The organism is Pseudoalteromonas sp. APAL1 (assembly GCF_021532475.1).
GTDB classification, from domain to species: domain Bacteria; phylum Pseudomonadota; class Gammaproteobacteria; order Enterobacterales; family Alteromonadaceae; genus Pseudoalteromonas; species Pseudoalteromonas lipolytica_C.
The window spans coordinates 40,281-61,198 of record NZ_JAKGAW010000006.1 but is presented as its reverse complement, the minus strand read 5'-3'; the positions used below and the strand labels follow the sequence as shown (position 1 = coordinate 61,198).

The 20,918-nt window shown below is 39.6% G+C and carries 15 protein-coding genes; 14 read left to right on the top strand and 1 reads right to left on the bottom strand.

What is annotated here, in order from left to right; genetic code table 11:
* Positions 1-80: 80 nt before the first annotated feature.
* The 7 genes from L1264_RS04690 to L1264_RS04660 all read left to right on the top strand — a co-directional run bounded on the left by L1264_RS04690 (position 81) and on the right by L1264_RS04660 (position 12,895).
* On the top strand, positions 81-4,919 hold the full coding sequence (locus L1264_RS04690) for an NAD-glutamate dehydrogenase (RefSeq protein ID WP_135924798.1): 4,839 nt from the start codon (positions 81-83) through the stop codon (positions 4,917-4,919).
* 114 nt (positions 4,920-5,033) lie between these two features.
* Positions 5,034-6,044, top strand: coding sequence for a quinone-dependent dihydroorotate dehydrogenase (pyrD, locus tag L1264_RS04685; RefSeq protein ID WP_135924796.1), 1,011 nt, complete (start codon positions 5,034-5,036; stop codon positions 6,042-6,044).
* Between the two features lie 119 nt (positions 6,045-6,163).
* A complete protein-coding gene (locus L1264_RS04680; RefSeq protein ID WP_135924794.1) occupies positions 6,164-6,694 on the top strand; it encodes a cell division protein ZapC domain-containing protein in 531 nt (176 codons plus the stop codon).
* 178 nt (positions 6,695-6,872) lie between these two features.
* Positions 6,873-8,990 (top strand): bifunctional 23S rRNA (guanine(2069)-N(7))-methyltransferase RlmK/23S rRNA (guanine(2445)-N(2))-methyltransferase RlmL, encoded by a 2,118-nt coding sequence (rlmKL, locus tag L1264_RS04675; RefSeq protein ID WP_138557573.1) that lies wholly within the window; start codon positions 6,873-6,875, stop codon positions 8,988-8,990.
* Complete coding sequence (locus L1264_RS04670; protein WP_138557572.1) at positions 8,983-9,216, top strand: glutaredoxin family protein; 234 nt, start codon at positions 8,983-8,985, stop codon at positions 9,214-9,216. The genes rlmKL and L1264_RS04670 overlap by 8 nt, the downstream gene beginning before the upstream one ends.
* Before the next feature lie 14 nt (positions 9,217-9,230).
* Entirely contained in the window at positions 9,231-11,141 is a 1,911-nt protein-coding gene (gene uup / locus L1264_RS04665) for an ATP-binding cassette ATPase Uup (protein ID WP_199526431.1), read from the top strand.
* Between the two features lie 11 nt (positions 11,142-11,152).
* Positions 11,153-12,895: a DUF3466 family protein gene (locus L1264_RS04660; RefSeq protein ID WP_138557571.1), complete on the top strand. Its 1,743-nt coding sequence runs from the start codon at positions 11,153-11,155 to the stop codon at positions 12,893-12,895.
* A gap of 86 nt (positions 12,896-12,981) precedes the next feature.
* Here L1264_RS04660 and L1264_RS04655 read toward each other — a convergent pair whose 3' ends face one another.
* Complete coding sequence (locus L1264_RS04655) at positions 12,982-13,491, bottom strand: DUF2062 domain-containing protein (protein ID WP_135924782.1); 510 nt, start codon at positions 13,489-13,491, stop codon at positions 12,982-12,984.
* 360 nt (positions 13,492-13,851) lie between these two features.
* Here L1264_RS04655 and L1264_RS04650 point away from each other — a divergent pair, with 360 nt between their 5' ends.
* The 7 genes from L1264_RS04650 to tcdA are packed head-to-tail and all read left to right on the top strand — an operon-like array spanning position 13,852 to position 20,917.
* Positions 13,852-15,735 (top strand): DNA internalization-related competence protein ComEC/Rec2, encoded by a 1,884-nt coding sequence (locus L1264_RS04650; RefSeq protein ID WP_199526432.1) that lies wholly within the window; start codon positions 13,852-13,854, stop codon positions 15,733-15,735.
* A gap of 59 nt (positions 15,736-15,794) precedes the next feature.
* Positions 15,795-17,537, top strand: a complete 1,743-nt coding sequence (msbA, locus tag L1264_RS04645) for a lipid A export permease/ATP-binding protein MsbA (RefSeq protein ID WP_235403680.1) — start codon at positions 15,795-15,797, stop codon at positions 17,535-17,537.
* Positions 17,537-18,514 carry a tetraacyldisaccharide 4'-kinase gene (gene lpxK, locus L1264_RS04640; protein ID WP_199526434.1) on the top strand — a complete coding sequence of 326 codons (978 nt, stop codon included), beginning with the start codon at positions 17,537-17,539 and terminating at the stop codon, positions 18,512-18,514. Before msbA ends, lpxK begins: the two co-directional genes overlap by 1 nt.
* Positions 18,504-18,701, top strand: a complete 198-nt coding sequence (locus L1264_RS04635) for a Trm112 family protein (protein WP_036968654.1) — start codon at positions 18,504-18,506, stop codon at positions 18,699-18,701. The genes lpxK and L1264_RS04635 overlap by 11 nt, the downstream gene beginning before the upstream one ends.
* A complete protein-coding gene (kdsB, locus tag L1264_RS04630; protein ID WP_199526435.1) occupies positions 18,689-19,444 on the top strand; it encodes a 3-deoxy-manno-octulosonate cytidylyltransferase in 756 nt (251 codons plus the stop codon). Before L1264_RS04635 ends, kdsB begins: the two co-directional genes overlap by 13 nt.
* A gap of 3 nt (positions 19,445-19,447) precedes the next feature.
* The gene (locus L1264_RS04625) at positions 19,448-20,122 is read left to right on the top strand and encodes a TIGR01621 family pseudouridine synthase (RefSeq protein WP_135924770.1); all 675 of its coding nucleotides are present in this window, start codon (positions 19,448-19,450) and stop codon (positions 20,120-20,122) included.
* Positions 20,123-20,917 carry a tRNA cyclic N6-threonylcarbamoyladenosine(37) synthase TcdA gene (tcdA, locus tag L1264_RS04620; protein ID WP_054561573.1) on the top strand — a complete coding sequence of 265 codons (795 nt, stop codon included), beginning with the start codon at positions 20,123-20,125 and terminating at the stop codon, positions 20,915-20,917.
* Position 20,918 lies beyond the last annotated feature (1 nt).

Here is a 20,918-nt window from a genome sequence, read left to right as displayed (position 1 = left end):
AATTTACCTGACTCCACGCTAATAAATGGCTGTACAAATATTCTACTAATCGATAAGTAGTATAGATTAAGGAACATACAATGACACGAAATGAAGGGCAAGCCTCGGTTATCTTAGATAATGTCTGTAAGCTGATCCAGAAAAAAGTTCACGCTGATAATGTGTTACTCGTTGAGAAATTCGCCAAAGCCTTGTACAGCAATATGTCTAAAGAGGATTTGGCACATCGCAACGATAGTGACTTATATGGCGCTGCACTAAGCCTATGGAACTCGCTAGAAAAAAATAACTCTGATGACGCGGTTGTCCGTGTCTTCAATCCAGAAGTAGCAAAAGATGGCTGGCAGTCATCGCACACTATTGTTGAAATCATCGCGAAAGACATGCCTTTCTTAGTTGATTCTGTGCGTATGGCCATGACTCGCGAAAACATCTCTTCTCACTTATTACTTCACTCTCCACTGAAAATCCAACGTGACAAAAATGCTAAAATCACGGGTATTTCAAGCTTAAAAGCAGAGCAAGAATCAACGTCAACAAAAACGGTGTTCTTTATCGAGATTGATCGCCAAACAGATGCAAAAGTTATTGAGTCTTTCAAAAAAGAACTTGAGTCTGTGTTAGTTGACGTATCTATCGCTGTAGAAGATTGGCAGCCAATTCGTGAAAAGCTAATTGCTGTAACGAAGGATTTACCTAAGCGTCATCATAATAATAACGAAAGTGAAGTTGCTGAAACGGTTGAGTTTTTAGACTGGTTAGCAAAAGATAACTTTACCCTAATGGGTTATCGTGAGTATGAACTGTCGCCTGTACAGGGTGATTATCAATTAAAAGGTAAAAAAGGTACTAGCCTTGGTCTGATGAAAAACACAGACGAAGAGCACAGCCGTTTACTTTCTGAATTACCAGAAGTTGCACGTCAAGAAGCGCGTAGCAATAATTTACTGATTTTAACGAAAACTAATTCAGTGTCTCGTGTTCACCGTCCTGCTTATATTGACTATGTGGGTATCAAGCGTTTTGACGAGGAAGGTAATGTAATTGGTGAAGACCGTTTCCTTGGTTTATTCTCTTCGAGCTTCTACAACAACAGCGCCGCTGATGTTCCGGTACTGAAAAGTAAAATTAATCGCATTATGGAAATGTGTGACTTTGCTAAAGGCACCCATGCTTATAAAGCGGTATTAAATATCCTAGAAACATATCCACGTGATGAACTTGTGCAAGCACGTGAAGCCGAACTACTTGAAGTTGCTATGGGCGTACTACAAGTACAAGAGCGTGATATGTGCCGTATTTTTGTGCGTAAAGACGCATATGGCCGTTTCTTCTCTTGCATGGTCTATGTACCGCGTGAGCGCTATAACACGGCACTACGTCGTGAAACGCAACGTATCTTAGCTAACGCATTTAATTCTGACGACAAAGTCGAATTTACTACTTTCTTCTCTGAGTCAACATTAGCCCGTACTCATTATACGGTGCGTGTGACTGACAATAATATTGAATATAACGTGAAAGACATCGAAAACAACCTAATTGAAGCTGCCCGTACTTGGGAAGATAGACTCCAGTCTGCACTACTTGAGAGTGCAGGTGAAGCACGCGGTAAAGAACTAAACCGTAAATATGCACAAGCATTTGCAAGTGCATATAAAGATCAGGTTTTACCAAGTGCTGCGGTTGTTGATATCGAGAAACTTGAGCTTCTTAATGACGAAAACAAACTAGAAATGTTGTTCTATCGTCCACAAGAAGAAGCAAATACCAATGTTGTTCGTTTAAGCTTATTCCATAAAGATGAGCCAATCCACTTATCTGACGTCATGCCAATGTTAGAAAACTTTGGCTTACGTGTAGTGGGTGAAACGCCTTACTCAGTTAAAACGACAGACGGTAAAGTTAATTGGATCATGGATTTCACCATGCTAATTGACAATAAGGGCATTGCTGACTTTGATAAAGTATCTGCTCGTTTCCGTGCTGCGCTTACTAATGTTTGGAATAACCGTTTAGAAAACGATGGTTTCAACCGTTTAGTATTAATGGGTGGTTTAACCGGTCGTGAAGCGTCTATTCTTCGTGCATACGCTAAATACATGCGTCAAATTGGTGTAACTTTCTCGCAGACTTACATCGAAAGCACATTTGCAAATTACCCACATATTGCTTCGCAAATCGTTAACTTATTCACTAAAAAGTTCTCAGTTAAGAACCCTGGTAGTGAGAAGACGCTTGAGAAGCTAGTTGCACAAGTAAATCTTGAACTAGAAAACGTAGCAAACCTAGATGATGACCGTATCATCCGTTTATACGTTGATATGATCAATGCAACTCTTAGAACGAACTTCTTCCAAAAAGAAGCGGATGGCCAATTTAAGTCATATGTATCGTTCAAGGTTCAGCCTTCTATGATCCCAGAAATGCCATTACCACTGCCTGCGTTTGAGATCTTCGTATACTCGCCGCGCGTTGAAGGTGTGCATTTACGTGGTGGTAAAGTTGCACGTGGTGGCCTACGTTGGTCTGACCGTCGTGAAGACTTCCGTACTGAGGTACTGGGTCTTGTTAAAGCGCAACAAGTTAAAAACACGGTTATCGTGCCAGTAGGTTCGAAAGGTGGTTTCGTATGTAAACAGCTACCGACTGATCGTGAAGCATTCTTCAAAGAAGGCCAAGAGTGTTACAAAATTTTCATCCGTGGTTTATTAGATATCACAGATAACATCGAACGTGGTGAGATTGTTCCGCCAGTTGATGTTGTTCGTCATGATGAAGATGACCCGTATTTAGTTGTTGCTGCCGATAAAGGTACTGCGACTTTCTCTGATATCGCAAACGGCATCGCAAATGAATATAACTTCTGGCTAGGTGATGCATTCGCATCAGGTGGCTCAGTAGGTTATGACCATAAGAAAATGGGTATCACTGCAAAAGGTGCGTGGGAGTCTGTTAAGCGTCACTTCCGTGAAATGGATATTGACTGTCAAACAACTGATTTCACTGTTGTAGCTATCGGCGACATGGCGGGTGACGTATTTGGTAACGGTATGTTGCTTTCTAAGCACATTCGCTTACAAGTGGCGTTCAACCACATGCACATCTTTGTTGATCCAAACCCAGATGCTGCAACATCTTACCCTGAGCGTGAGCGTTTATTTAATTTACCGCGTTCTTCTTGGGAAGATTACAACAAAGACCTTATTTCACAAGGTGGTGGTGTATTCTCTCGTGCGGCTAAATCAATTAGCTTAAGCCCTGAAATGAAGAAAATGCTTGGCACTAAAAAAGCGAGCATGACACCTAACGAATTAATCAAAGCAGCTCTAATGATGGAGTTTGATTTACTTTGGAATGGTGGTATCGGTACTTACATCAAGAACTCTAAAGAGACTGATGCAGATGTTGGTGACCGCGCAAATGATGCACTTCGTATTAACGGTTCTGAGCTTGGTGCGAAGATCTTAGGCGAGGGTGGTAACTTAGGTGCTACACAATTAGGTCGTATCGAATTTGCAGCTAAAGGTGGTCGTGTTAACACTGACTTCATCGATAACGTAGGTGGTGTTGCGTGTTCAGATAACGAAGTAAACATTAAGATCTTACTTAATGGCTTAGTTGCTGAAGGTGACTTAACGCGTAAACAACGTGATGAGCTACTTTATGCTATGACCGATGAAGTATCGCAGCTGGTTCTTAAAGATTGTTATCGTCAAACGCATACCTTATCGATTACACAGTCAAAAGGCACATCAACACTTAAAGAAAAAGTACGTTTTATCCATGCCCTTGAAAAAGATGGCAAGTTAAATCGTGCAATTGAGTTCATTCCAACTGATGAAGAACTTGCAGAGCGCGCAGCAGCGGGTAAAGATTTAACTCGTCCAGAACTATCTGTACTAGTTTCTTACGCGAAAATGGTACTTAAAGAGTCTTTAGTGGTTGATGAAATCACTGAAAACCCTTATTACCGTCAGTTATTGGTTAATTCATTCCCGGTACCACTTCGTGAGAAGTTCAACGATGCAATGGATAACCACCCACTTCGTAAAGAAATTATCGCAACAAAACTTGCCAATAATATTGTTAACGATATGGGCCTTAACTTCATGGTTCGTATGCACGAAGAAACAGGTGCTAACGAAGCAGAAATCGCGCTTTGCTATTCAATTGCAAAAGAAGTGTTCCAGATGCCAGAAACATGGTCATCAATTGTTGCACTTGATAATAAGATCCCAGCAGCTGTACAAACAGAAATGCTCTATCAGTTACGTCGTACGGTTCGTCGTGCAACACGTTGGTTCTTACGTCATCGCAATAAAGCACAAACGATTGAGCAAGCAATTGAGTTCTTTGCACCAACATTTGCTGATTTAAGTGAAAACTTAAATAGCTACATGGTTGAAAAAGAAAGCGAGCGTTTAGTTAAAGCAGCTGAGAAGCTAATTGATAGCAATGTACCAAAAGCACTTGCGACACGAGTTGTGTCTCTATCAAGCCTATTCTCTGTAATGGACTTAGCCGAAATTGCTAATAATTCAGAGCGTAGCATTGCTATGGTATCTAACACGTACTTCAAGTTGGGTGCGCGTATGGGCTTACATTGGTTCCTTGACCAAATTACTAACCAACCGGTTGCAAATCACTGGCAAGCACTTGCTCGTGCTTCTTACCGTGAAGAGCTTGATTGGCAACAACGTACATTATCGGCTGTGGTACTTAATAGCTTTGCAGCAGACAGCAAAGACATAGATGCACAAATTGATGAGTGGATGGATAACCAAGATCTACTTCTACAACGTTGGAAACAGATGCTATCTGAATTCAAAACATCACAAAGCCATGATTTTGCGAAGTTCTCAGTAGCACTTCGTGAACTAATGTTGTTAAGCCACAACTGTGACACTTCCAAATAAGTGAAAAGTCGTTAAAATACATACCCCAGCTCGCTGGGGTATTTTTTTGCCCTTAATTTGCAATGGTCCGTTTATAAGCGGCTACCTTGTTTATTTTTACCTAAGGAACAAACCATGTTTTATGATCTAGCTCGCCGTTTTATGTTTACCCGTGATGCGGAGTGGGCTCATGAATTTGCACTTAATAATTTACGCCGATTTGCTCATACTCCATTGAGTGCAGCGTGGTCTCAATCTGTCCCTAATAAACCAGTTAACTTTTTGGGTTTAGAATTTAAAAATCCAGTAGGTTTAGCGGCAGGCTTAGATAAAAATGCAGAGTGTATTGATGCATTTTCACAAATGGGTTTTGGCTTCGTTGAAGTGGGTACTGTTACTCCTCGCCCTCAAGCTGGTAACGATAAGCCGCGTATTTTCCGTTTACCAGAATCAAATGCGATCATAAATCGTATGGGCTTTAACAACAAAGGCGTTGATAACCTAGTTAATAACGTAAAAGCGGCGAAATATGACGGTATTCTAGGTATAAATATAGGTAAAAATAAAGATACACCAAACGAGCAGGGTAAAGATGACTACATTCATTGTATGCGCAAAGTATTTGAGCATGCATCGTACATCACAGTAAATATTTCTTCACCAAATACTCCGGGTCTTCGTGATTTACAATATGGTGAAGCGCTTGATGACTTGCTACAAAGCTTAAAGAATGAACAACTTGATTTAGCTGCAAAGCATAACAAACAAGTGCCTATGCTTGTTAAGATCGCCCCAGATCTTGATGAAATACAAATTGCGCAAGTTAGTGAGTCATTGATCAACAATCAGATCGATGGTGTTATTGCTACAAACACCACACTTGAGCGTGCTGCAGTGCAAGGCCAACAATATGCAAACGAAGCGGGCGGTTTATCTGGACAACCAGTACGTCAGCGCTCAACCCACGTGGTTAGTGAGCTGAAGCGTTTAACTGATGGTAAGTTACCTATCATTGGTGTGGGTGGTATTGATGATGCAGACTCTGCAAAAGAAAAATTTGCAGCGGGTGCCGACCTTGTACAAGTTTATACTGGCTTTATTTATAAAGGCCCAGAATTGGTAAAAACGATCCTTAACGGCTTATAAGGATCAGTTATCTAAGCATTTGATCATTAATAAAATGTTCTAAAAAAGTATTTTATTAATGGTCAGGCTTAGCTATAATTTATGATTAATCGCACAGAATTCTAAGTTAGGGAGGAGACATGTTACAAGCATCGAAGCAATGGAAATGGCTTGCTTGTGCAAAAAATAATCGTCTTTTGGTTGACCTTGACCAAGATATGCAACTGTGCACACCTTACAAATTACGCCAACTTACTGATGCTGTTTTACAAGAGCCAAACTTCAGTCTTGAAGATGCTGCATTTTATCAGCAAGTTTATCAATATCTTGAAACATTCTCATTATGGAGTCCGGCAGAGCTTTGCCAAATTGCTCTTAACGCTACAGCAGTTAAATTTCATTTGAAGCCAGTACTTGCAAAGAGTTGGTTTTTTCATGAATACCAGGGTAGCCAGCCAAGTGTTGAAGCGGTTGTAAAGTTATACTCTAAGTCACAAGAAGGTGAGTTTTTAATTGTCGATCATTCACCAGAAGCATCTGTTTGTATTAATCTGAGCGCACACTTTCAGTTAGACGAAAATCTATCTCTAGAGCAGTTTGAAGCCATCAAGGTTCTAAATAATCGTATCCATCCTGTTTATATTCAACAAAAACAGTTTAAAACGGCCTAGGGCGTGTTGACCTTTGTGAATTAAAATATGTTCACTCTAGAGGCAATTTAATCGCGGCGAGAGATTCGCAACCTAGTGGGCTAAGTAAAAATCTAGCTAATATCCCTGCAAATGTTGGCGTTTTTGTTCGCCAAGCTATGCTATAATCCTGCGCAATTAGCATTTAAGGGTTTTTACTTTGCAATTTATCGCACTTACTTCTATCGGAATAGAAAATTTACTTGTTGATGAGCTTACAGCACTTGGTGCAGAAGTCTCTAAACAAACCGTGGGCTCTGTACGTTTTGAAGCAGATAGCTTGTTAGCACAAAAAATTTGTTTATCGAGTCGCTTCGCCACTCGTATCATGATGCTGATAGAAGAAAAAGAAGGCGTTAAAGACAAAGAAAGCCTTTATCAATTTGCACGACTACAGCCCTGGCAAGAGTGGTTTGGCCCAAAACAAACTTTCGCTGTTGATTTTAGTGGTACTAACAACGATTTAAAAAATACCCAGTTCTCTGGTCTTGTCGTAAAAGATGCGATTGTTGATTATTTTTCAGATCTATTTGAACAGCGTCCAGATGTTGATAAGTACAACGCTAATGTGCGTGTTGTAGCAAGATTAAATCGCCAAGGTGTTGCGCTTTATATTGACTATTCAGGTCCACGTTTATCTGAACGTGGTTATCGTCAAGACCAAGGTAAAGCACCGATTAAAGAGCATTTAGCTGCAGCACTTGTAAAGCGAAGTGGCTGGCTTGAAAATGTACAACAACCTTTATTTGATCCATGTTGCGGTGCTGGTACCATTTTAATTGAAGCAGCAAGCATGGCTCGTAATGAAGCGCCTGGCTTATTCCGAGAAGGTTTTGCATTTGAGCGCCTACCAAGTTTCCGCATCCAAAAATACAAAGAGTTAAAAGCAGAACTAACGGCTCAAATTACTGATCCAAAGCTTTGGCTTATTGGACATGATATTGATGCTGGTGTAATTAAAAAAGCACAAGAAAACGCAGAACGCGCAGACCTTGGTAATGTAATTAAATTTAAACAAAGCGATGCAACAAAGCTTACCTCAGTTGCTAAGCTTCCTGGTGTGGTGATTTCAAACTTACCTTATGGTGAGCGTTTAGGCTCGATGGCAGAGTTGGTTAACTTACACCGAAGCTTAGGTGTTGGCTTCAAAAAGCACTTTAACCATTGGAAGCTTGCTTTACTTGGCACCGACGAAAGCCTATTTAAGTTATTAAAGCTTGTTAAATTAAAACGCTATAAGTTCAAAAATGGCCCGTTAGATGTGGTGCTAAATTTATATCAACTTGACGATAAACAAGTTGAGCTAAGCAAAGAAGATAAACCAGCTCTTAATTTTGAAGGTTCAACAGCATTTGCAAACCGCTTAAAGAAAAACAAGCAAAACTTGAAAAACTGGTTAAAGCAAAATGAAGTAAGCTGTTATCGTGTCTACGATGCGGATATTCCAGAATATAACGTTGCAGTTGATGTGTACGATGATTCAGCGGTTATTTTTGAATATGCCGCACCTAAAGAAATCGATGACACTACGGCACAAAAGCGCTTACAAGATGTGATTAGCCTGACCGCTGAGCAGTTAGAAATTGCGCCAGAGAATATCGCAGTTAAAGTACGCAAAAAGCAAAAAGGCGAAGAGCAATATACTAAGGTATCAAAACAAAATCGCACACAAGTAGTCGAAGAGTTTGGTGCTAAATTTAAAGTAAATCTATTTGATTATTTAGATACAGGTTTATTCTTAGATCACCGTTTGGCTCGTCGTTATATTCAACAAAACGCACAAGGTAAACGTTTCTTAAACTTGTTTGCTTATACGGGCAGTGCATCTGTTCATGCTGCGATAGGTGGTGCCAAAGCAATTACTACCGTTGATATGTCAAAGACCTATTTAAAATGGGCGCAAGAGAATTTCGCGCTTAATGACTTGAGCAATACTCGTTTTCGTTTTGAGCAAGCTGACTGCTTGAAATGGCTTGAATACGCACAAGGTCAATATGATTTAATTTTCTTAGATCCACCGACGTTCTCAAACTCAAAACGTATGAAAGACGCATTTGATGTTCAGCGCGACCATATCAAGCTTCTTACTTGGGTTAAAAAGATTTTAAGTCCAAATGGCACGCTTATATTCTCTAACAACAAGCGTGGCTTTATCATGGATGAAGTTGGTTTAATGGGGCTTGGCTTAAAAGCAGAGAATATTTCTGACAAAACTTTATCGCCAGATTTTAAACGCAATAAGCAAATTCATAATAGTTGGCTTATTACACATGGCTAGTTTTACCTTGTATCACACAGATGGCTGTCATTTGTGTGAAATGGCAGATGAATTATTAGTTGCAGCAAACGTTTCCTTTGCTGCAAAAGATATCATGGATAGTGAACAGCTTATCGCGCTTTACCAAACCAGTATTCCGGTTGTTGAAGCTCATCAAGGCGAAAAATTATTTTGGCCTTTTGATGCACAGCGATTAGCGCAATTTATTGCTGATAATAAAGAATAAGAGTAGTAATCACGATGGATTTAATCAGAATAGCCAAAGCGCAACTCGCTTATGGTACGCATCCGTTACTAGATGATGCTGATGCAGTTATTGAGTCGGGTGAGCGTGTATGTATTGTTGGTCGTAACGGTGCAGGAAAATCAACATTACTTAAAGTACTTGATGGCCAAGTTATCTTGGATGATGGTGAAATAAACCAACTAGGTGGTATACGAATTTCGCGTCTAGAGCAAGATCCACCAAAGGGGGCTGCAGGATCAGTATTTGATTATGTAGCGCAGGGTATGCCTGATATTGCTAACTTATTGATTGAATATCACCAAGTTAGTAATCAGATGCAAACAGACTATAACGATAAGTTACTAAATAAGTTAGAGCGCTTATCAAATCAATTAGAAACAGTTGACGGCTGGCGTTTTGATACGCGTATTCAACTTGTGTTATCGCGCCTAGAGCTAGATCCAGAGGCTAAACTTGAATCATTATCAGGCGGTTGGTTACGTAAGGTTGCTTTAGCAAGGGCCCTAGTTAGTGAGCCTGATTTATTGCTACTTGATGAGCCTACCAACCACTTGGATATGAGCAGTGTTATTTGGCTCGAGCAATTTTTAAAAGAATTTAAAGGCGGTATCGTTTTTATTTCTCACGACCGTGCGTTCATTCGCGCAGTAGCTACTCGTATTCTTGATTTAGACCGCGGAAAACTAATTTCATATCCGGGTGATTATGCAACATACCTTGAACAAAAAGCGCATGATTTAAAGGTAGAAGAAACGCAAAACGCGTTATTTGATAAACGCTTAGCCGAAGAAGAAGCGTGGATCCGCCAAGGTATAAAAGCCCGTAGAACACGTAATGAAGGACGCGTTCGCGCATTAAAAGAGTTGCGTAAAGAGCGTAAGCAGCGAGTAGAGCAGGTTGGTAAAACAGATTTCAACATTGAAACTGCTGAGCGTTCAGGCAAGCTTGTTTTTGAAGCGAAAAACATAAGTCATGCATTTAAAGACAAAGTGATCGCTAAAGACTTCTCTACACTTGTTATGCGTGGCGATCGTATTGGCCTTGTAGGCCCTAATGGTATTGGTAAAACAACACTGCTTAAAATTTTATTTGGTGACTTAACACCTGATAGCGGCAGTGTTAAGCAAGGTGTTAACTTAGAGTTTGCTTATTTTGATCAGTATCGTCAAAAGCTTGATGAAGAAGCCACAGTACAAGATAACGTAGCTGAAGGTAAGCAAGAAGTGATGATGGGCGGGCGCTCACGTCATGTGCTTGGTTACTTACAAGACTTCTTATTTCCGCCAGCAAGAGCCCGCACACCTGTAAAAGCACTTTCTGGTGGTGAGAAGAACCGCTTGTTACTTGCAAAGCTATTTTTAAAGCCGTCTAATATTTTGGTACTCGATGAGCCAACCAATGACTTAGATATCGAAACATTAGAATTACTTGAAGATATTATTAACCAATATCAAGGTACCGTGCTTATTGTTAGCCATGACCGCGAATTTATAGATAATACCTGTAATTCAGTCTGGGCATTTGAAGGTGATGGTAAGATTACCGATATTATTGGTGGCTACAGTGACTATGAGGCTTATGCTGCCTACTTAGTTGAGCAAGAGAAACAACAACAGCAACAAACTAAGCAAGAAAAACCCGTGGTGCAAAACCAAGATAAACCACAAAAGAAAAGTAATAAACTCTCTTACAAATTAAAACTTGAATTAGAGGAATTACCCAGTAAAGTGGAACAACTTGAAAAAGCGCTCGATGCTCAGCAAGTTGTGGTCAATGACCCTGACTTTTTTAAGCAAGATGCTGCAATTACATCAGAAGCATTGAACCATTTAGCCCAGTTAGAGTCTGAGCTTGAAGCCGCTTTTGAGCGCTGGGAAGAACTCGAAGATTTAAAGAATCAGTAGTAAGGATTAAAATGAAATATAAATTACTCGCTGCCAGTATTTTAGCTACTCTAAGTACCTCAGCGATGAGCGCGACCTATAAATTAGAAGAGTTAGGTGGTCTGGAAGGCTCTAAGCATAATTATATAACGGATGTTAGTGAAAACGGTCATATCATTGGTCTTGCAAATGGTACCTATAAACTACCTGTAGACGTTTCTTATATCGATTTTGATGCAAGCAACATTAAAAACGCCTACGACCGAGAAAAAGCGCGATTTGAGTCAATTGACAAAGAAATTACGTTTACGTTAGATGATATCCAAAATAACGATGCAGTAAATACCAATGCTGATGCACACGCATTTATGATTTGGTTTTTATCTACTGATAGTCGTCCTAATGATTCTGAGTATCAAAAAATATCGAGTGCAATTGCCACTACTTATACTGCAGAAGGGTCTCAAGAGCAGGTTTTATTTGATGAAGCATCGCTTGATTATGATGGCTTAACTCGCTCAACATCAAACCTTCTATCTGCTGTTGCTGACGATGGCGTGATGGTGGGCTGGGGCAGTGCGCCTTACGAAAAGACCGCCTTTACCCAAACAGATGAAACCGAAGAAGAAACTCACTTCTTACGTGACTTTATAAGTCGCGGTATTGTTATTGGTGCTAATGGTGTCGAAGTACCTTTAGTTCCTGAATTTGATGAGCACGGTGGTATTAGTGCCGCATATGACATAGTCAAAACCAATAGTGGCTACGAAGTAGTAGGTACCGTATCTACCGGTATTCCAGTTGATCCTCAAGATGATATTGACGATCGTTGCGATAACGAAGATGAGCCAGTTTCAGATTGTGTTGAAACGCTTAATCGTAGCTTTAGTACGGGTATTTTCGATAAACGAGCCGTTAAATGGACCTTGGATAACGACCTAAATATTATCAATACGGAAATATTTGGCTTAGGTCTTACGCCAAAAGATGACGAAGATTTTGCATTTAGAAGCAGCGCTTTTGTCATTAATGAAAATGGGGTAATAGCTGGTACTTCAGATGTTCGCTATAAAGATCGAGATATTCGTATCACTATGCCGGTTATTTTTGAGAATGGTGAAGTAAAAGAGTTTCTTGACCAAGAAGATGATTGGACCTCGGGTCAGCCTTTAGCTATCAATAATGACGATGTTGTGGTTGGTTATGCAACCAAAAGAATCGAAGGTACAAACCGTACTAAATTTTTCTATTACGACAAGAAAAGTGACAGTGTTGTTTTCCCGACAGATTATTTCTCAAGTTCTAGCTCAATCGCTAATGACATAAATGATAATGGTGTGATTGTTGGTGAGGGTGAAACCGATATCTACAATACGTCTACACGTCGTCGTGAAGGCTTTATGTACACTATCGGTGAAGATAAAGTCGTAAATTTAAACGATTTATTACCTTGCTATGAAGAAGATGGTGAAACACGATTTAAATACGTTGTTGCTGAAGCCAAGTCGATTAACAACAATAATGAAATATTTGGTGTTGCTACCAAAACGGTAGAAAAAACAGATTCATTCGGTAACACGGTAGTGGATCTTAACGGTAATGTTGAATATGAAAGTATTGCAGTACCTGTTAAGTTAACACCAATTAGTGGTTCAATTGAAGAGTGCCCTGCAGAAGAAGTTGAACAATATGAGCGTCAGTCTGCAAGCTTCCCTTGGTATGCATTAATCTTGTTACCATTTGCAGCAGCACGTCGCTTTTTTAAAGCAAAGTAGCGTAAAAAATAACTTTTCAACTACATTAAAAAACCCAGCTTACAGCTGGGTTTTTTGTCTATACTCATATTTGAATTGTCAGTTTTTTATTTTTGATGTCGATGTAACCATGCTTTTCTTACAGAGCGCTTCCAAAGCATATCTGTTACGAAATAGCCAAGTATAGCCGCGGCTGTTGCACAAATAAGTGAACCAACTAAGAAAGCCGGACCAATGGTTGTTAAGCTTTCTAAAAACCATTGCCAGCTAGGCTCAAAATGGAAGTGTTGTGTAGGTTGCGCTAAGGCAATTGTTCCAACAATATACGAGCAGTAAAAAATAGGAGGCATTGTCAGTGGATTTGTGATCCACACCGTAGCAACAGAAATAGGCAAGTTTACACGAAATGGAATGGCCAGGGCGGCTGCTAGAACCATTTGAAAAGGAACAGGGATGAAAGCAAAAAATAAACCTACAGCAAATGCTCCTCGAGCAGAACGGCGATTTAAATGCCATAAATTGGCATCATGTAATAAACGGCCAAAAATTCTTAAGTATTTATGATCTCTTACCTTGTTGTGATCAGGTAAAAACCGTTGGATCGTTTTCTTAGCCATTTAAAGCAACCATTTACATCTGTTTGGTTATGCAGTGGTTTTATATTGGGTTGTTTTATTACCCTTTATACAGCAAACACTGCAGTGTTTTATCTAATAAGTTTTGCTGTTATTTTAGCAGCTGCCTATTTTAAGCCTTTTTTGCCAATATTGTCAGGGTTTATTTGCGGTATTTTTTTAGTATTTTTTCATTACTTAGTCTTTTATTCTCAAAGCGAATGCGACTTAAGACCTAAAAAACCAGTAATTGCTAATTTTCAAGTGATTTCAATACACTCAGCCCAGTCTCCTTTCTACGTTAAAGCAAGCCTGAAAAGCATACAGGGGTGCAGTCTCTCTATATTAAAACCACCTCTAGCAATGATTAGTGTTAGCACAGCGCAAAAACTGACGGTTGGTGATGAAGTGAGTGCGCAAATAAAGCTTAAGCCGTTTAGAAGCGTAAAAAATTATAATAGTTTTGATCGTGAACGACATGCGTTTAGACAAAGACTTTTTTATAAAGGGCGCACCGTTTCTAAAATACAGATAGAAAATCAGACTGGTAAACCTACTAGTACTGAGGTATATCGCAATTATATATCGACTATAACTACTGGCAGCCAATTACAATGGCTATACTATGCTTTGCTAACTGGCGATAAAAGCAAAATATCGCAACAAAATAAACAACAACTACGTGAATTAGGTATAAGCCATCTCTTGGCAATCTCAGGACTACACATCGGGCTTGTATATGCAATCGGCTTTTACTTCAGTAAATATATCACCCGTATAATGCGAATACCTGTCTCTCAAACCCGTCAGATTAATAGTTGGTTTATGCTGATAGGTTTTTGTTTTGCTGCTACCTATGTATATCTAAGTGGTTTTGCCGTGTCTGCAGTGCGCGCATTGTTGATGTTAGGCTGTTTACTATTTATCTACATCTTAAATAAGAATCCATTGCGATGGCGAACAATTCTTTATGCTCTTACACTAGTGCTTATTATTGATCCATTTACGTTATTAAACCCCGGTTTGTATTTTAGTTTTATTGCTGTTGCTATTATTTTTCTTGTTATTCGAAGCTCTCTAGGCAAAAACTTAGGTTTTTACAGACGTGTTATACAGCTTGGCTTAATACAATTAGCGTTATTTATAGGCCTGTTGCCATTGTCACTGTTTTACTTTGATGGCGTAAGTACGATTGGCTTGCTGGTAAATTTAGTTGCCGTGCCAATAATTAGTGTCATTGTTTTACCATTCTTAGTTTTGTACAGTTTTTTATCCTTACTTTTAGATTTATCGCTACTTCTATATGGCTTAGATTTTGTTTTAAATTACCTTTATCAATCGATAATGTTAGTCCCAAAACAATGGCGTTGGCTTGAGTTCGCATTTGTTGAGTTCAATACCTTAGTTTTGATTTACAGCACTCTGTTATTGTTTCTTTGTTATCCTTATCGATCATTTGCCATTATTCCTGTATTGATTGTAACTTTTGATTGGCTTTTGTCGCCGAAAAGCACTTTTCAGTTAGATGTATTTGACGTTGGTCATGGCTTAATGGTGATGCTCAGCGAAGAAAATAAGGCGGTGGTCTATGATTTAGGTCCACGTTATTTTGGTCGATATGACTATATTCAGTCAGTTTTATTAGCAAACATAAATGCGCTTAAGCTTGAGGTGATTGCCACTATAGTAAGTCATCAAGATAATGACCACATTGGAGGTCTTCACTCTTGGAATGAAAATGGCTTTGGAGCAACGTTAAAGTATTTTCATCCGCATGGCGTGAATGCTCGTTGTGAGCCAAAGCTTTTAAAAATCGGCAATGTTAGTTTAACTAGCTTTAGTATGCCTGGTGATAATAACAATGATCAATCTTGCATTTTGAGGGTGAAGTCGGGTGAGTATAGTGTGTTATTAACCGGCGATATTTCAGCTGAAGCAGAGCAACAACTCATCACCAGGCTCCCAGACCTGCAAGCGACAGTACTCGTCAGCCCTCATCACGGTAGTAATACATCGTCAAGTCAGGCGTTTATTGAGCAGGTGCGGCCTAAACTGGTTATCCACTCAAGTGCATATCAAGGGCAGTGGCAGTTTCCTCACCCTGAGGTTGTAAAACGTTATCAAGACCGTGATATAGCGCAGTTAAGTACAGCAGACAGTGGCCATATTAGAATAAAATTCTATAACGATACCTTTTTAGTTGAATCAGCTCGCGAGCATGAAAGTTACTGGTTCGAACAAGATTGACGTTTTGTTTTTACCCCCATAAGGCTACAATAGTCGAAGTCTATGAATAAGAGAGTGTTATGGATCAAACTACATCCCAAATTTATAAGCGATTAATCAGTTATGTGGGTGATTATAAATTAATCGCATTTTTCGCTATTGTTGGCATGGTTGGCTATTCTGCCATGGATGCACTGTTTATCAATTTAATGAAACCTTTTATTGATGAAGGCTTAAATGCTCGTAATACTGATGTATTAACTTATGCACCATTCGTTGTTATCGCGTTAGTGTTTGGTCGAGGCATGTTTAATTACATGTCATCTTACTGCTTGAGTTATGTTGGCTCCCAAGTTGTTAGAACTCTTCGCCAACAATTATTCGAACATATATTACATTTACCTGTGTCTTTTCATGACAAAAATTCTAATGGTGATTTAATTTCTAAAATCACTTTCGATACAGAGCAAGTACAACAGGCAATTACTAAAGCGCTGTTAATTGTGGTGAGAGAAGGGGCGTTTGTTGTTTTTTTACTTTTCAATATGTTTTATACAAGTTGGAAGTTATCGCTGATTTTCTTGGTTATTATTCCGCTGGTGGCAGTGATTGTTGCCTTTGTATCGAAACGCTTTCGGATGATCTCTAAAAAAATTCAATCAGCGATGGGGCAAGTTACTCGTAGTTCAGAGCAGATGCTCTCTGGGCATAAAGTAATCCACGGATTTGGTGGTCAGCAGCAAGAGATTGCTCAGTTTTCAGCGATTAATAACCATAATCGTCAGCAACGTATTAAAATGGATGCAACAAAGGCGTTAAGTGTTTCGGTTATTCAGATCTTAGCTGCGAGCGCAATGGCAGTGATTTTATGGGTCGTGTCAATGCCATCAATGATAGACACAATCAGCTCTGGTGATTTCGTATTACTAATATCATCAATGATGATGTTATTACGTCCACTTAAGCAACTTTCAAATGTAAATAGTGACTTACAACGTGGTATTTCTGCAGCACAAAGTATCTTTTTGGTACTTGATGAAGATGTAGAAAAAGACACTGGCACCTATAGTATTGATAAAGTGACAGGGCACATTGAAATAAACAACGTTACTTTCAAATACCCAACTAAAGATGAACCAGTTTTGAAAAACTTGTCGCTAACGATTAATGCCGGCGAAAGCATTGCATTAGTGGGGCGCTCTGGTTCTGGTAAATCGACCATTTCAAATTTATTGCCACGTTACTATGAGCTAGAAGGTGAAAGTGAAATTTTACTCGATGGTGTCAATATCGCTGACTACAAGCTAACGGATCTTCGTAAGCAATTTGCATTGGTTTCACAGCAAGTGGTGTTATTTAACGATACTATTGCAAATAACATATGCTATGGCCTTGAACGTGAACTCAGTCATGAAGAGTTAATGGCGGTTGCCAAACAAGCCCATGTTTGGGAATTTGTTAAAGACTTGCCAGAAGGTTTAAATACCATGGTGGGTGAAAACGGCGTGATGTTATCAGGCGGTCAGCGTCAACGTATCGCGATTGCACGTGCCATTTTAAAAGATGCACCTATTTTAATTCTCGATGAGGCGACATCAGCTCTCGATACTGAGTCTGAAAAACTGATCCAACATGCACTTGATAGCTTAATGAAAGAAAAAACATCAATTGTGATAGCACACCGTTTATCAACAATAGAAAACAGTGATTGTATTTATGTTATTGATCATGGTCAGGTTATCGAAAAGGGCACGCATAGCGAGCTGCTTGAAAAAGACGGCACCTATTCCGCTCTTTGTAAAATGCAATTTGGTGAGCAGTAGTGAGTGTTATTGAAAAAAGCTGGTATAAAAGACCAGGTTTACTCAGTGTTTTACTCTTACCTTTGAGTGTGCTTTTTTGGCTAATCTCAACACTTCGTGTATTGCTATACAAGCTTAATATTCTGAAGGCTTTTAAAGCGCATGTACCTGTTATAGTGGTTGGTAACATAAGTGTGGGTGGCAACGGCAAAACGCCATTTGTAATATGGCTTGCTGAGTTCTTACAACAACAAGGTTTAAAAGTGGCGGTGATCAGTCGTGGTTATGGTGGTCAGTCTGACTCGTATCCATTGTTAGTTACTGATGAGACGACTACAACACAAGCGGGTGACGAACCTGTTCTTATTAGACGTCGTTTAGGTTGTGTTGTTATGGTTGGACCTGACCGTCAAGCCAGTATTAAAAAATTAGAACAGCACGATATTGATGTCATCATTTCTGATGATGGTATGCAACATTACAAAATGGCCCGAGATATAGAATGCTGTATTGTTGATAGTGAACGCCAGTTTGGTAACGGTTTATTAATGCCAGCAGGTCCACTTCGTGAAACCAAAGCGCGCTTAAAATCGGTTGATTTAGTCATAGAAAATGGCGGCAATGCACAAAGCCGCTATGATTTAGCATCGAGCCCATTTCGAACCGTGAGTGATTCAACACTCGCCAATTCAGTTCAAGATAAAGGCCATGCAGTCAGTGCTATTGGTAACCCCAAACGCTTTGAGATAAGTCTTGAGCAGCAAGGCATTAACTTGCTATCGACTCATCATTTTCGCGATCACTATGCCTACCAAGCAAGTGACTTTACCATGTTTGGTGATGACGCTGTTTTTATGACAGAAAAAGATGCAGTTAAATGCTTTAGCTTTGCCAAGCCAAATTGGTATTATTTGCCTGTTGATGCAAAGCCGACAACAACGGTTATCGAAAAACTAAATTTATTATTAAAACAAAAAGGGATCCTCAATGGCCTTTGATACAAAATTACTTGAAATTATCGCCTGTCCAGTGTGTAAAGGTAAATTACGTCTTGATAAAGAAAATCAAGAGCTGATTAGTACAGCAGCGAAACTTGCTTATCCAATCAAAGACGATATCCCAGTGCTTTTAGAAAATGAAGCACGTGAACTAAGCCAAGAAGAGGTTGATAAGTGGAATTCGTAGTTGTAATTCCTGCCCGTTACGCATCGACACGTTTACCAGCTAAACCACTTGCTGATATATGTGGTAAGCCAATGATCCAACATGTTTATGAAAAAGCAGTTGCTTCAGGCGCATCACACGTTTATGTTGCCACCGATCATCAAGCAGTATTTGACGCTGTTAGTGAGTTTACAAGTAATGTTCTAATGACGCGTGAAGATCATCAATCAGGGACAGAACGTTTAGCTGAAGTGGTTGAACAACTCCAACTTGAAAGTGATACCATTGTCGTTAACGTGCAAGGTGATGAGCCTTTATTAGCTAGTGAAAATGTCTCGCAAGTGGCTAAACTGCTCGCTGATTCTGACGCGCCTATGGCAACATTGAGCACAAGTATTGATGATATCGACGATATATTTAACCCTAATTGTGTAAAAGTGGTTAGCGATGCGCACAACAATGCAGTGTATTTTTCGCGTGCAACCATTCCTTATCATCGAGATGCGATGATGAGTAATCAAACTGATAAAATCAATCTTGATGATTATGCCCGCCATATTGGTATTTATGCTTACCGAGCAGGGTTTATTACTCAATATATTAAGCTGCCAGAATCTCCGTTAGAAGTCCTTGAATCTCTAGAGCAGCTTCGTGTGCTTTATCATGGTTATAAAATCAAAATAGCTAAGGCATTATGTGCTCCACAAGCAGGTGTAGACACGCCAGAGGACTTAGCCCGCGTCATTGCAGTGCTGAGTAAATAACCAATGCACGATGTAAATACAGTTCATCTTCATGCAAGTGAAGATGACTTTTTTGTATTTTATAAACCAGCAGGTGTAAGCTTTCATAGTGAAGAATGTGCTGGTTTTGTTGTACTTGCAGAGCAACTTGTAAACGAAAAACTATATCCTGTACATCGCCTTGATAAAGTCACCTCGGGTTTAATTATTTTAGCCCGTCACAAAGAAGCAGCAGCAAAGTTCACTGCGCTATTCAGCGCCCATCAAGTGCATAAATTTTATCTTGCACTCAGTGATGCAAAACCAAAGAAGAAACAAGGTTGGATAAAAGGGGATATGGAAAGAAGTCGTCGGGGCGCTTTTAAATTGCTAAAGAGCCAAACCAACCCGGCTGTTACCCGCTTTTATTCAAAAAGTATTCGCCCTGGACTACGTGCCTACCTATTAAAACCTTTTTCGGGTAAAACACATCAACTAAGAGTCGCGATGAAAAGCTTGGGTGCGCCAATTCTTGGTGATAGCACGTATGCAGGAAGTAAAGACGAGCGCACAAATTTGCATGCTTATGCATTACAATTTAGCTATAAAGGGCAGCTTAAAGAGTATCGATGCGATTACACTTTGGGTGCTCATCTCAATGAAGTTTTTAACTCAGACGAATTCAAAGAGTGGACAGCTCCTTGGACGTTGGATTGGTAAATGAAAGAAACAACACAAGACATCCGTTTTGGTGGCATTAAACGTTTATATGGTCATCAGCAATTTGATTGGTTACAACAAGCACATTTTTGTGTCATTGGTATTGGTGGTGTAGGTAGTTGGGCCGCTGAAGCGCTAGCTCGCACGGGTGTAGGACAACTAACCTTAATAGATCTTGATGATATTTGTGCAACTAATGTTAATCGTCAAATCCATGCTTTGACTGGCACCGTAGGTGAAGCAAAAGTTGAAGCGATGAAAACACGTTGTGAGCTGATAAACCCAGATATCAAAATTAATGTTATTGATGACTTTATAACGCTAGATAACATTCGTGAGCATATTCAAGGCTTTGATTATGTGATTGATTGTATTGATGCAGTGAAAGAAAAGGCCGCGTTAATTGCACATTGTAAGCGTATAAAATTACCCGTTATTACAACCGGTGGCGCAGGCGGACAAACTGATCCGAGCCAAATTAGCTTTGGTGATGTAGCTAAGACAACCCATGATCCTTTGCTTGCAAAAGTACGGTATATTTTGCGAAAACAGTACAACTTTAGTAGCAATCCAAAGCGTAAATTTAACGTAGATTGTGTTTATTCAACTGAACAGCTTGTATATCCAACCTCTGAAGGCGAAGTTTGCCAAGCAAAACAAGGCGCAGATGGTTCAATGAATATGGATTGTAACAATGGTTTTGGCTCAGCCACAATGGTAACAGGAAGCTTTGGCTTTTTTGTCGCAGCCAAAGCAATCAGAAAATATTTAGATAAAAAACAGCGTTCTTTATAAC